We start from the raw sequence: 12,808 nt of genomic DNA on the forward strand, positions 1-12,808 counted from the left end.
GGAGGAATCAGCCGCGGCGCAGTGCGAAATGCGCGCCGCAGAACGCCATCGCGGCACCGAGGCCCAGCGCGGCAATCCCGGCCAGCACGCCCGAGACCGTCGGGACCGGGCTCGGCGCCGAGGCCACCTGGCCCGCACCCGCAAGCAGCAGCACGCCGACCGCGATCAGGAATTGCCGCATCCGTTGCGGGATCTGGCCCGAGACGGCGCTCTGCATCAATGTCGCCGTGAAATAACCGCCGGAGAAGCCGACGGAGGCGATCAGCCACCAGGCGATCGCCGCGCCCGCCGGTATGAACTCGTGCGTGTCCGAGTGCCAGAGGCCGCCGAGGTCGAGCCCGTAGCGGGCGCCCAGCATGTGCACGGCGAGCGCGAGCAGCACGCCGGAGATCACGGCGGCGCCGAGAATCAGGCGGCGCGGAAAAAAAATCGTCTCAGCCATGTCCCGCTTGTAGGATGGGGCAGGGCGCCCACGCAAGCGGATCGCAGATGGGATCGCCCGGATTGGATTGTTTGTGAAGATGCAGGATTCGGGAGCCGAGGCGGCTGCGGGCGCGAGCTACGCCTACAAGGCGTCGCTGATCGGCTCGGCGCATCGCTTCGAGCTGACGGAGGAGGGGCTGTCCTGGCACATCGGCGGCCGTTCGGGCCTGTGGCGTTATGACGAGATCAGTGCAATCCGGTTGTCGTTCCGCCCCGTCTCGATGCAGCAGCATCGCTTTCGCGCCGATGTCAGCCATGCCAGTGGCGGCCGCATCAGGATTCTGTCGACGAGTTGGCAGACGGCGGCGCTGATGGCGCCGCAGGACAATGGTTTTCGCAATTTCATCGTCGCGTTGCACGCGCGCATGGCGCAGGCCGGCAGCCAAGCCGAGTTGACCGCGGGCCTTGGCCGCAGGACCTACGCGACAATGCTGGCTTTTCTTGCGGTGCTTGCAGTGGCGATGACGGCGCTCCTGGTCCGGGCGCTTGCGATCAGCGAATTCGCCGGCGCGCTGTTCATCATCGGTTTTGCCGCGCTGTTCGCTTGGCAGATCGGCGGCTTCGTGCGGCGTAACCAGCCGCGGAGCTACAGCTTCGATCGCGTGCCGAGCGCTTTGCTGCCCTAATGGCCGTGTTGCCTTGGGTGCAATGGGCCGCAACCAAACGTGACTTCGCGCCGTTGCCCCGGTGTCGCATCGTGCTGCCATGTCAACCATGGACCGCGGCATGCGTAGGCCTTCGGCGGATGAGATCTCCGAGATCAACCGCGCCCATCTGATCGATACGCCGCTGCAGCCGGCGGACCTCCTGTTTATGTTCGGCACCCGAGAGGACGTCACGCTGCGGGCCGATACGGCGGGGCGACTATGGCGCCAGGGCTATTTCCGCTGGTCGGTTGTCAGCGGCGGCGTGACGGCGGGCTCGGAGCAATCCGAGTGCACGATTATCAAGGCGGCGATGGTCGCGGCCGGCATTCCAGCTGACCGAATTCTCGAGGAACATCATGCCCAAAACACAGGCGAGAACGTGATCCTTTCGCTGCCGATCATTGACGCGGCGCTCGGGCTGCACAATGTCCGCACCGTGATCTGCCTCGGCAACACCTGGACCGCGCGGCGCTATCCAATGACGCTGCACCGGCACTGGCCGGAGGTCGAGAAAATGCTGCTCACGGTCGACAGCTTTGCGACGCCGCGGACGCTCTGGCACACCGATCCCGAATTTCGTCGCCGCATGCTGCATGAATGGGACAAGATCGAGCCTTACAAGGCGAAGGGCTTCATCGCGGAATGGCCGGAGGCCTGAACGGGGGAGCGCATCAGATTATTGCTTGACGTGTTTTCTTGACGCGAACCGGTACCCACTTCGCTCGAAAACGCTTTAGCTACTCCGTCGAGTCGAAATCCTCTTCCTTGGTGCCGAGCAGCGATGCGATCGTGCGCAGGCCGGAATCGAGCTGCTCGAAGGAAGGCGGGGCGAGCGCGAGCCGCACTGCGTTCGGTGCGTGGCCATGGGCGATCGCGAAGGTCGAGGACGGTGTCAGCGCGATGCCGCGCCGGGCTGCTGCGGCGACGAAGGTCTGCGAGCGCCAGTGTGCCGGCAGCGTGAGCCAGAGATGATAGGAGCGCGGATCGGCGGCGAGCTGGTAGCCGGCGAGCAGCCTTGCCGCGGTTTGCTGGCGGCGCGTAGCGTCGATGCGTTTCAGCCGCGTCAGCTCGGCGACGGTGCCGTCGGCCATCAGCCGCTGCCCGGACGCCAGCGCATGGCCGGACGCAATCCAGCCGCCGGTGCGGACCGCGCTCATCACGCTCTCACGCAATCGCGGCGGCGCGACGAGGATGCCGAGCGCAAGGCCCGGCGCGACCTTCTTGGACAGGCTGTCGATCACGATGCAGCGGTCCGGGTTGAGTGCGGCCAGCGGCGTGTCGTCGGCGAGGAAGCCATAGACGGCGTCCTCGATGATGGTGAGATCGAGCTTCTCGGCGACGCGCATGATGTCGGCGCGCCGTGTCGCGTTCATGGTGACGCCGAGCGGGTTCTGGATGATGGGCTGGAGATACAGCGCCGACAGATGTGCCTCGCGATGCGCCTTCTGGATGGCGTCGGGGCGTGCGCCAAATTCGTCGATCGGTATCGGGACCAGCGTCACGCCGAGCCGCGCGGCGATGCTCTTGACGTACGGATAGGTCAGCGCCTCGACGCCGCAGCGGCCGCCGGTGGGAACGAGGGCTGCGAGGGCGGCCGCGAGCGACTGCTTGCCGTTCGCGGTGAAGACGATCTGCTCGGCCTGCGGTGCAAAATCCTTGCGCGCGAGATAGGCGGCGGCCGCATTGCGCGCGCTCTTGGTGCCGGTGCTGGTGGAGACGCGCAGCGCGGATTCGAGCGCGTCAACGCGTTCGAGGCCCGCAAGGCTCTTGGCGATCATCGCCCATTGCTGCGGCAGCAGCGGATAATTGACCTCGAAATCGATCCGCGCGTCGCGCGGCTCGCTCAGCGCCTCGACCTCGCGCCTGATGTCGCCGGAGATGAAGGTGCCGCGGCCGACCTCGCCAACGACGAGGCCGCGGCGGAGCAACTCCGTATAAACCCGGCTCGCGGTCGAGACCGCGATGCCACGGTCATAGGCAAAATTGCGCTGCGGCGGCAGCCGGTCGCCCGGCCTTAACGTGCCGTTAGAGATATCGAGAGCAATGGCATCGGCAAGCTTCACGTATTCGAACTTGGACATTATTGCACCGAGAGCAATGTTTCACTTGCTCCGAGTAGTGTACTGGAGCATTTAAGTTCCATCAAGCTTCACGATTGAGCCGAGGAGAGCGAGAGCAATCCGACGGCAAATGAGGTGCAGGCGCTCGGGCGCTTGCGCCAACGGCATCCGCATCGCCGCGTGGACAACAGGCCGGAGAAGGACAATGACCACGATCTCGCAGACCGCCGGGCGGAGTTTACGCTCATCCTCGTCAGACGGATTTTTTCGCAAGCTCGCCCACGGCGCCTATGCGCTGTTCGACGCCCTGGAGCGCCGCTCCGCCGTCAAGACGCTGAACGACCTCGATGACCGCGCCTTGCGCGACATCGGTATCACGCGCAGCCAGATCGAGGATGCGGTCTACGGTCAGGCCAAAGCAGAGCTGACGCGGTTTCTGTAAGCGCTTCGCTCTTGTCCCGGACGCGCTGCGTCCGGGGCACCAGACTGAGTTTTCAGGCGCATCTGCTTCGATATCGTCATTGCGAGCGCAGCGAAGCAATCCAGAAACCCACCGTGGAAAGACTCTGGATTGCTTCCGCCTTCGCTAAAGCTTCGGCGGACAAGTCGCTGCGCTCGCAATGAAGGCGTTGGTGGGTAGCACTGTCGTTCCTTTAACTCGTACTTTTATCGTAGACACAGCTTCGCATCCTCGCGGCTTGTTTCGCCCGAGCTTTGCTTCGTCGCCTCACCCTCTAACGAAAGAGGGCGCAGGGAAGACCGGGCGCCGGCTGGCACCCGCGGTCCACTGTGCGAAATTGCAGTAAGAAAATCTGCACAGTGGCATACAGGTGAAGCCTGAACATCCGGCCTTCCCTGCGCAGTGGCTTTACGGCTTATGTCGCGCTCTCCCCGGGGACGATGCACTATTGCCCCCGTCGCCTTGCGGATGGCTGATGCGGATGCCCGGTCGGGCAACCCACATCACCGCAACACTTGGCGCACAGACCCCGGGCGCCAGGACCACACGATTTCGCCGTACGCCGATCACACCGGTCGAGTGCGCGGCGCCTTCGCTCACGGTTGCCCGCCCTGCAAAGCCGTTTGCGCCGATGTGGCCAACGTCCACCGCCGTCCGGCCCGCGTTCGTGACGATCGCGATACGCCCCTCTTCCTTGGGCCGGAGTGAGGCGGAATATACGCAATTCCGAATTTCGGTAAAGTGGAATATTTTTCGCGGCGCGCGTTGACCGAGAGCTTGGGTGTTTTGCCGGACGGGCAATGCAAGGGCTAGTAGCCCGGATGAGCGAAGCGCTATCCGGGAATCGTGACACGAGCTGTCCCGGGTATCGCTTCGCTCACCCGGGCCACGAGCTTGTATATGGTTCAGGCGAAGGCGGCCTGGCCCCAAAAACCGCCGAGAGCTCGATCGCCTTTGGAGCGCTCGGGCTTTCGGCGAGGTCGTGTCGCTGCGCCGCGTTGGCGCCGATGCCGGACATCCCGGCGCGGCAAATGTGCAGCGACGTTGCCCGCGAACCTGGCGATACGTGCGGCAGCCTGTTTAACGACGAACTGCATCGTCGTGACGCGGCTGAGCACGCCGAGCAGGATCAGCACCGAAAAGATGTCGATATAGGCGAGGAAGTCGCCGACCAGCATCAATTCCGGCGGGATTGGGATCCCGTGGTAGTAAGCCAGTATGAGGATCACGACGGGGATGAAGGCGATCACCTTCCGCACCGTCAGCCTGTCCAGCAGTGCGGCCAGTTGCACGACCAGCACCTCCCATAAAGCATCGCCGATCGCGAGCGGGATCTCGTACGTCCATCTCCGCCACCATTGCTTCACGACATTGCTCCGAGCTCAGTGCCTCACCACCAACACAGAGCATTTTGCGTAGCGCACGACATGCCCGGCATTGGAGCCGAGGAAATAGGTGCGCATCGCCGGCCGGTGCGAGGTCATCACGATCAGCTCGGCCTTCATGTGCACGGCTTCCTCCAGGATCTCGTGATAGATGCCGCCCTGGCGCACCACGCTAGAGATGCGGGAAGGCTCGATGCCGGACTCGCGTGCGACGATGGCGAGGGCTTCTTCCGAGGTCTGGCGCTGCTGTTCGTCGAAATCGGCCGGCACGTATTCGGCCAGCATCACCGGCGTCATCGGCAGCACGTTGAGCAGGCGCACCACCCCGCTCCAGGTCTGCGACAGCGTTGCCGCGGTCGCGATCGCCGGCTTGGCCAGGTCGGTGTCGGCGAGGTCGATGGGCACGAGGATGGACTTGAACATCTGCGCCTCCAAATCTTTCAGTCAGGACGTCTTGCCGGCACGTCACGCGATCAACCCGATCGAAGCAGCCTTAACTTCGAAGCAGCTTTGGACTGACGAACAACACCAGCTTGCCGAGGCGGTAAGCCACGTCACCCCAATCCTTGACGTCAAAGTCGAAGATCGCAAGCCCCGACGTGGGCAGGTTGTCGGCGAGCGCCTTGGCGGCGGCCGGATCGCCGCCGCCCGTCAGCATCAGGGCGATCTCGTGCATGCCCGGATTGTGGCCGACCAGCAGCAATTGCCTCGGATCAGCCGGAATGGTTGCAGTGCGAATGGATTCCAGGATCTGGGCGGGATCGGCGGCGTAGAGTTCCGGCAGGACCTCGACCTGCGGCGCGGCGACGCGGTCCTTCATGGTCTCCCAAGCAATGTCCCAAGTCTGCCGGGCCCGGACAGCATGCGATACCAGTACGGCCTCGGGAAAGGGGGGATGGCGGGCCATCCAGTCGCCGATCTCGGCGGCATCCTTGTGGCCGCGGTCGTCGAGGCGGCGATCCTGGTCACGGCCGCTCGGCGCGTCGGTCTCGGTCTTGGCGTGACGCAGCAGCATCAAACGGCGCATGGCACTCTCGAATCGTTACGCGTCCAGAATAATCTACAGGTGCCGCTTGAGGGCAAGGTGACAAGGGCCTGCACAGTCCTCTAAAGCGCGATGAGATTAGGACAAATCCCCATCGCGCTTTAAATTTTTGTTATGAGCATGATCTTTTCGGAAAACCGCTGCACACTTTTCCGGATCATGTTCTAAGAAACGACATGAGCGAGACTTTCACAAGCGTGTCCCAGGAAGAAGCCGGCTTTCGTGAACGCGCGCGACTGTCGTTCGATCTCGACGCCGACATCTGCGTGATCGGGGCGGGGCTTGCAGGGCTCTCCATTGCGCTCGAGGCGGCCCGGCTGGGGGCCAGCGTCGCGGTGCTCGAGGGCCGCCACATCGGCTGGAACGCTTCCGGCAATCAACTCGGCACCGTGATGCCGGGCTTCGCGCTGCCGCTCGCCGAGCTGATCGAGCGCATCGGCTTCGAGGACGCGCGGGAATTGTGGACGCTGTCGAAAGAGGGCGCCGAGTTTGTCCGGGCCAACGCCACGGAAGAGAACATGCCCGGGATCGGCCCGACCGACGGCGTGCTCGAGGTCTCCAACGTCGATGCCGGCGACCGGCTGATCAGCCGCTTGCAGATGCTAAACGAGGATTTCGACACCGAGGCCGAGGGCTGGCAGGTCGATCGCGTCCGCGCGGCACTCAAGACGGATCACTACTTCCACGGCGTGTATTATCCGAGAGCGTTCCAGGTCGACGGGCGCAAATATGTGCATGGCCTTGCGGCGCTGGCGCGGCGCGCAGGCGCCCGTATCTTCGAGGATACGCCAGTCGTCAGCATAGATCATTCCGGCATCCGCAAGCGGATCGTCACGCCCTCGGCGCGGCTGCGCGCCACCCACATTGTGCTCGCCGGCAACATCCATCTCGGTGCGCCGTTGCGGCGCCTGTCGGAGACGCTGCTGCCGGTCTGGCGCTATGCCGGCATCACCGCGCCGCTCGGCGAGCGCGTGCACGAGATCATCGCCTTCAAGGAATCGGTGATGGATTCCGACGGCGTCGATCACTTCCGGATCGTCGATGGCGACCGCCTGATGTGGGAAAGTCCGGAGACCACCTGGGCGGCGCACCCGCAACGCTTTGCGGGCGCCGTCAGGCGGCGGATCCGGTCGATCTTCCCGCTGCTCGGCAATGTCGAGATCACCGACATGTTCGGCGGCGCCACCGGCCAGACCGTGCACGGCATGCCGCAGATCGGCCAGTTGCGCAAAGGCCTCTGGGTCGCAAGCGGCTTCGGCCGCCAGGGCATGAACACTTCGGCCATGGCCGGGCAGATGATCGCGCGCAGCATCCTGTGGGGCGACGAGCGCTGGAAGCTGTTCTCGCCGTTCGAGCTGGTCTGGGCGGGTGGAACGACGGGGCGCGTCGCCGGGCAACTGGTCGGAATCTGGGGCAGGGCGAGTTCCGCCGCCGCAGGCTCGCTTGCCCGCTATCGCGAGCGTGCCAGGGTCAAGGACCGGGAACGCGAGGCGCGGCTGGCCGAAGCCAACCGGGCCGCCGGGACCGGTCCGCGCCGTCCGCTGCCCGGGGTTCGGCCCCGGCCGGCCCCACCGCCGAAGCCTGTGGCGGAAGCCGTGGAACCGGTCCCGCAGGACGACGGCGCCTCGCGATAAGGTGAGAAAAACTCCGCCCGGAAGTGTAACGTCGGCCGTGAGAGCCCGTATCTCAGGGCGTAGACGCTCCCGCATGGAGAATGAGATGTTTGACCGCCGCATCCTGTTGACGACTGTCGCCGGCCTGTTCGGCCTTGCGGCCTTCCGCTGGCTCAGAGCATCGCCCGCGGAGGCTGGAGAGAAAGCCGCGCAGAAATTCGAGATCGACAAGACGGACGCCGAATGGCGTGCCCAGCTCACGCCGCAGCAATATGAGATCCTGCGCAAGGAAGGCACCGAGCGGCCGGGCTCCAGCCCGCTGCTCAAGGAGCATCGCAAGGGCATCTTCGCCTGCGCCGGCTGCGACCTGCCGCTGTTTGCGTCCGACACCAAATTCGAGAGCGGCACGGGATGGCCGAGCTTTTACCAGCCGATCGAGGGCAATGTCGGCAAGACCGAGGATCGCACATTTGGCATGCTCCGCACCGAGGTGCATTGCCGGCGCTGCGGCGGCCATCTCGGGCACGTCTTCGACGATGGTCCGAAGCCGACCGGATTGCGCTACTGCATCGACGGTTTCGGGCTGGTCTTCCATCCCGCGGCTGCGTCGGCGACGTAAGGCGTCGCTGGAGCATTCCGGAGCGATGCATGAGCATCGAATTATGGTGCGCAATTGCGCACCTGAGAATCTCGAGATTCCGGGTTCGGTCTTGTGGACCGCCCCGGAATGACAGGCAAGTACCGGCAATTGTTGCCGGTCCCGGCAATTGTGCCCCGGTCATCAGACCGGGGCTTTTTCATTAAGCCATTGATTTTTTGAGAAAACCCGCATTGGCATAGCCCTTGCGACAGTCTCCTCCGACTGCGGCCATGGTCGACCGGCCGCCGAGATCGGATCTGGAGACAAAGTTATGGGTATCTTCGATGCAATGAACACCTCGGTGGGGGGCCTGCAGGCGCAGTCCTACGCGCTGCAGAACATTTCCGGCAACATCGCGAACTCATCCACCACCGCCTACAAGGGCATCGGCACCAGCTTCGTCGATCTCATTCCCGACTCATCGGTCCCGAGCAAGCAGGTCGCGGGCGGCGTGACCGCCAACGCCAAGGCCACCATCACCACGCAGGGGACGATCTCGGGCTCCAGCGTCGCCACCAACATGGCGATCACCGGCGACGGCTTCTTCTCGATCCAGAAGGCGACGGGCGTCGTCGACAACGCGCCGGTGTTCAGCGGCGTCACTTATTACACCCGCCGCGGCGACTTCCAGCTCAATGCCAACGGCAATCTGGTCAACGGCGCCGGCTACTATTTGATGGGCGTCACGGTCGACCCGAAGACGGGCAACCCGCAAGGCAACGTCGCGACAGTCCTGAAATTCCAGAACAACTTCATCCCGGCGCAGGCGACCACCTCGATCCAGTACGCGGCGAACCTGCCGACCCAGCCGAACACCGTGGCGAGCACGACGGCGGCAACCAAGACGCTGCTGGCGGCCGGCGGACTGAACCCGTCGGACTTCGCGGCCAACCCGCTGCCGGTCGGCACGCCGCCTCCGCCGTATGCAAACGCGACAACGTCCGGGGCTGCTGCAACCGGCAATATCCGTTCACCCTACTCGTCGACCACCGCGACGGGCGCAGTTGCGCTCCAAAACAACTCCTCCGCCGTGGCATCCACGAACACGTCTTTGAATAGCGCCGCCGGCACCCATCTCGCCTCCACCACTCTCACCCAGCTGGTCGGCCAGACACTGGTCGTCAACGGTCACAATATCGTCTTCGATGGCAGCTTGACCAGCACGCCCGACGGCCTTGGCGGTACCGCGATTGGTCTCGGCGTGGGTACGACCACAAAGGTGTCCGACATCATCACCGCTATCCAGTTGGCCGGCGGCCCCGGCGTTAGCGCCTCGCTCAACGCCAGCGGCAACATCGTGATCTCCAGCGGCACCAGCACCGACGTACCGGTTGGTAGCGGCCAGGCGGCCACGGCGCTTGGCATCAGCAGCGTAACGCGCGGCGGCAACGTGCTGTCCTCGCCCGCGATCTCGGGCGCCACCGTGCTGAGCGGCGCGGCGGCGGCCGGCGGCGCCGAGGTGCTCACATCGGGCTTCCAGGCGGGGTCAGTAGGTCCGCCCGTGGTTCCTCCCGACACGATCACTGTCAACGGTCAGACGCTGACATTCATGGCCTCCGGCGCATCAGGCCCGAACCAGATCAATATCACGGATAACATCACGATGCTGCTCGGCAAGATCGACGCTCTCGCCGGTGCAACGGGGTCGTCGGTCAGCAGTGGCGGCGTGATCACGCTGAACACCGGCACAGCTTCCAACCTCTCGGTGGCGAGCTCCAACAGCGCAGCCTTCGCCGCGCTCGGCTTCACCTCGACCATCGCCAAGAATCGTGACGGTGGTGGCGTTGCCGGTACCGGCGGCGTGATCGGCAATGACATCGCCACCTTCACCAAGGAATCGATCAGCGGTGGCGCGGTGACCGCCTACAACGCGGCCGGCACGCCGGTGAACCTGCAATTGCGCTGGGCCAAGACCGACAGCGCCTCGCTGGGCGCGGGCCATGCCGATAGCTGGAACATGTTCTACCAGACCGACCCGAATGCGACCGGCACGACCGTCGGCTGGGTCAATACCGGCCAGGCCTTCACCTTTGCCGCCGACGGCTCGCTGACCTCGCCGAGCGGCTCGGGTATCACCATCAACAACGTCAGCGTCAGCGGCCAATCGCTGGGCTCGGTCTCTTTCAATATCTCCTCGGGCGGACTGACGCAATATGCCAGCACCAGCGGCGCGGTCACCATCAACACCATCACCCAGAACGGCTATGCCGCCGGTCAGCTTCGCTCGGTCGCCGTCAACAACAACGGCCTCGTGGTCGGGACTTTCTCCAACGGCCAAAACCTCGACCTCGCACAGGTCTCGTTGTCGCACTTCAACGGCACCAACTACCTGAAGGCGCAGGACGGCGGCGCTTACTCAGCGACCGAACAGTCCGGCGCCGCGATCGATGGCGCTTCCGGTTCGATCAGCGGCTCGTCGCTGGAAGGCTCGAACACCGACATCGCCGACGAATTCACCAAGCTGATCGTGACCCAGCAGGCCTATTCGGCCAACACGAAGGTGATCACGACGGCGAATACGATGGTGCAGGACCTCTTGAACGTGTTGCGCTGATTGGGGCGTGACGTAACCAAAGGCGGCAAGTCAACATGGGTTTGAGTTCAGCCCTCGCCAGTGCGATGAGCGGTCTGCGTGCCAATCAGGCTGCGCTCTCGATCGTTTCCTCGAACGTCGCCAACTCGCAGACGCCGGGTTACGTCGTCCAGACGCCGAACCAGATCGAGGTCACCACCGGCGACTTCGGCTCGACGGTGACGACGACCGGCGTCAGCCGCGAGCTCGACACCTATGTGCAGAAGCAGCTGCGCACCGAGACCGGCGGCGGCGGCTACGCCGACCAGATGGCCAACATTCTGAAGCAGCTTCAGAATGTCTATGGCACGCCCGGCAACAGCGGTACGCTCGAAACCGCGCTGAACAGTTTCACCACGGCGCTGCAGGCGTTGTCGACCAACGCGGGCTCGTCGTCGGCGCAAACGGTTGCGCTCGGCGCCGCGCAGACGCTGGCGCAGCAGCTCAACCTCACCACCAAGGGCATCCAGTCGCTGCGCTCCAACGTCGAGCAGGATCTCAGCACCTCGGCGATAGCTGCCAACGCGGCGATGCAGCAAGTCGCCGACATCAACTCCAGACTCCAGGGCCTGTCGGAACACGACCCCTCGGCTGCGACGTTGATGGACCAGCGCGACCAGGCCATCAATAACCTGTCGAAATATGTCGACGTCCACGTCACCGTCGACGGGTCCAATCAGGCCAACATTTACACCACCACCGGTATCCAGCTGGTCGGCGCCGGGCTGGCCTCGCAATTCACCTTTGCGTCCGCCGGTGCGCTGTCGGCGACTTCGCTCTACAACATCGATCCGGCCAAATCCGGCGTCGGCGCGTTCAACATCAAGCTCCCGAACGGATCCTCGGTCGACGTCGTCGCCAACAGCGTGGTGTCTTCGGGCCAGATCGCGGCCGATCTGAAGCTGCGCGACCAGACGCTGGTGCAGGCGCAGAACCAGATCGACCAGTTCGCCGCAACGATGTCGAGCGCGTTGTCGGACAAGACCACGGCCGGCAGCACGGTCACCGGCCCGCCGGCCGGCTTCGATCTCGACCTTGCCGGGGCGGCGCCGGGCAACAGCGTCAACTTCAGCTACACCGACACGACCACCAACACGAAGCGACAGGTCACGCTGGTCAACGTGACTGATCCGGCGGCGCTGCCGCTGCAGAACCCCACCAACGCCAATCCGATGCAGATCGGGGTGAACTTCTCCGGCGGCATGAGCGCGATCGCCTCGGCGCTCAACACCGCGCTTGCCGGCTCGCATCTGTCGTTCGCCGCCGCCCCGTCGCCGGCGACGGCCACCACATTGCGGGTGACCGACGACAACAGCGGCCTCGCCAAGGTCAATTCGGCCTCGATCACCAAGACGATCTCGTCGCTGACCTCGGGCAATCCGCAACTGCCGCTGTTCACCGATGGCGGGCAGGCGCTCTACACCGGCGCGATCACGGCATCGGGTTCGCAGATGACCGGCCTTGCCGGACGCATCGCCGTGAATACGCAGCTCGCCACCGACCCGACCAGGCTGTCGGTCTACAACACCTCGCCGGTGACGCCCACCGGCGACACCACGCGCTCGGACTATCTCTATTCGCAGCTCACCTCGGCGGTGTTCTCCTATTCGCCGCAATCCGGTCTGGGCTCGGCGAGCCAGCCCTTCACCGGGAGCGTCTCGAACTACCTCCAGCAGTTCCTGAGCGTTCAGGGCAACGCTGCGACCCAGGCGACCGCGCTCCAGCAGGGCCAGAGCGTCGTGGTCTCGACGCTGCAGGCCAAGTTCAACTCGACCTCCAGCGTCAACCTGGACTCGGAGATGTCGAACCTGATCCAGCTGCAGAATGCCTATGCCGCCAACGCCCACGTGATGTCGGTGGTGCAGAGCATGATGAATACGCTGCTCCAGGCTCAAGTGTAACA

General features: G+C 64.5%; 12 protein-coding genes. 7 read left to right on the forward strand and 5 right to left on the reverse strand.

Annotated features, from left to right (window positions below):
• Nucleotides 1-7: 7 nt before the first annotated feature.
• Nucleotides 8-442: a hypothetical protein gene (locus BRA1253DRAFT_RS34945; protein WP_007602071.1), complete on the reverse strand. Its 435-nt coding sequence runs from the start codon at nucleotides 440-442 to the stop codon at nucleotides 8-10.
• Nucleotides 443-521: 79 nt separating this feature from the next.
• Between BRA1253DRAFT_RS34945 and BRA1253DRAFT_RS34950 the strand changes: the two genes are divergently transcribed.
• Together BRA1253DRAFT_RS34950 and BRA1253DRAFT_RS34955 are read left to right on the forward strand one after the other, a co-directional pair.
• The gene (locus tag BRA1253DRAFT_RS34950; RefSeq protein WP_007602079.1) at nucleotides 522-1,109 is read left to right on the forward strand and encodes a hypothetical protein; all 588 of its coding nucleotides are present in this window, start codon (nucleotides 522-524) and stop codon (nucleotides 1,107-1,109) included.
• Between the two features lie 100 nt (nucleotides 1,110-1,209).
• Nucleotides 1,210-1,788: a YdcF family protein gene (locus BRA1253DRAFT_RS34955; RefSeq protein ID WP_007602081.1), complete on the forward strand. Its 579-nt coding sequence runs from the start codon at nucleotides 1,210-1,212 to the stop codon at nucleotides 1,786-1,788.
• 79 nt (nucleotides 1,789-1,867) lie between these two features.
• On the opposite strand, the gene BRA1253DRAFT_RS34960 is transcribed toward BRA1253DRAFT_RS34955, so the two are convergent.
• On the reverse strand, nucleotides 1,868-3,211 hold the full coding sequence (locus BRA1253DRAFT_RS34960) for a PLP-dependent aminotransferase family protein (RefSeq protein ID WP_007602083.1): 1,344 nt from the start codon (nucleotides 3,209-3,211) through the stop codon (nucleotides 1,868-1,870).
• Between the two features lie 184 nt (nucleotides 3,212-3,395).
• On the opposite strand from BRA1253DRAFT_RS34960, the gene BRA1253DRAFT_RS34965 reads away from it, so the two are divergent.
• Nucleotides 3,396-3,632, forward strand: a complete 237-nt coding sequence (locus BRA1253DRAFT_RS34965; protein WP_007602084.1) for a DUF1127 domain-containing protein — start codon at nucleotides 3,396-3,398, stop codon at nucleotides 3,630-3,632.
• 923 nt (nucleotides 3,633-4,555) lie between these two features.
• On the opposite strand, the gene BRA1253DRAFT_RS34970 is transcribed toward BRA1253DRAFT_RS34965, so the two are convergent.
• The 3 genes from BRA1253DRAFT_RS34970 to BRA1253DRAFT_RS34980 form a co-directional block, all read right to left on the reverse strand.
• Nucleotides 4,556-5,017 (reverse strand): hypothetical protein, encoded by a 462-nt coding sequence (locus BRA1253DRAFT_RS34970; RefSeq protein WP_007602086.1) that lies wholly within the window; start codon nucleotides 5,015-5,017, stop codon nucleotides 4,556-4,558.
• 15 nt (nucleotides 5,018-5,032) lie between these two features.
• Nucleotides 5,033-5,458: a universal stress protein gene (locus tag BRA1253DRAFT_RS34975; RefSeq protein ID WP_007602088.1), complete on the reverse strand. Its 426-nt coding sequence runs from the start codon at nucleotides 5,456-5,458 to the stop codon at nucleotides 5,033-5,035.
• Nucleotides 5,459-5,528: 70 nt separating this feature from the next.
• Nucleotides 5,529-6,062, reverse strand: a complete 534-nt coding sequence (locus BRA1253DRAFT_RS34980) for a histidine phosphatase family protein (RefSeq protein WP_007602090.1) — start codon at nucleotides 6,060-6,062, stop codon at nucleotides 5,529-5,531.
• Between the two features lie 194 nt (nucleotides 6,063-6,256).
• On the opposite strand from BRA1253DRAFT_RS34980, the gene BRA1253DRAFT_RS34985 reads away from it, so the two are divergent.
• The 4 genes from BRA1253DRAFT_RS34985 to flgK all read left to right on the forward strand — a co-directional run bounded on the left by BRA1253DRAFT_RS34985 (nucleotide 6,257) and on the right by flgK (nucleotide 12,806).
• Nucleotides 6,257-7,714: an FAD-binding oxidoreductase gene (locus BRA1253DRAFT_RS34985; RefSeq protein WP_007602092.1), complete on the forward strand. Its 1,458-nt coding sequence runs from the start codon at nucleotides 6,257-6,259 to the stop codon at nucleotides 7,712-7,714.
• Between the two features lie 85 nt (nucleotides 7,715-7,799).
• Entirely contained in the window at nucleotides 7,800-8,312 is a 513-nt protein-coding gene (gene msrB / locus BRA1253DRAFT_RS34990; protein WP_007602094.1) for a peptide-methionine (R)-S-oxide reductase MsrB, read from the forward strand.
• A gap of 292 nt (nucleotides 8,313-8,604) precedes the next feature.
• Nucleotides 8,605-10,887 (forward strand): flagellar hook-basal body complex protein, encoded by a 2,283-nt coding sequence (locus BRA1253DRAFT_RS34995; RefSeq protein WP_007602095.1) that lies wholly within the window; start codon nucleotides 8,605-8,607, stop codon nucleotides 10,885-10,887.
• 35 nt (nucleotides 10,888-10,922) lie between these two features.
• On the forward strand, nucleotides 10,923-12,806 hold the full coding sequence (flgK, locus tag BRA1253DRAFT_RS35000; protein WP_007602097.1) for a flagellar hook-associated protein FlgK: 1,884 nt from the start codon (nucleotides 10,923-10,925) through the stop codon (nucleotides 12,804-12,806).
• The last annotated feature ends 2 nt before the right edge of the window (nucleotides 12,807-12,808 follow it).

It is taken from the genome of Bradyrhizobium sp. WSM1253 (assembly GCF_000244935.1).
Classification (GTDB): Bacteria; Pseudomonadota; Alphaproteobacteria; order Rhizobiales; family Xanthobacteraceae; genus Bradyrhizobium; species Bradyrhizobium canariense.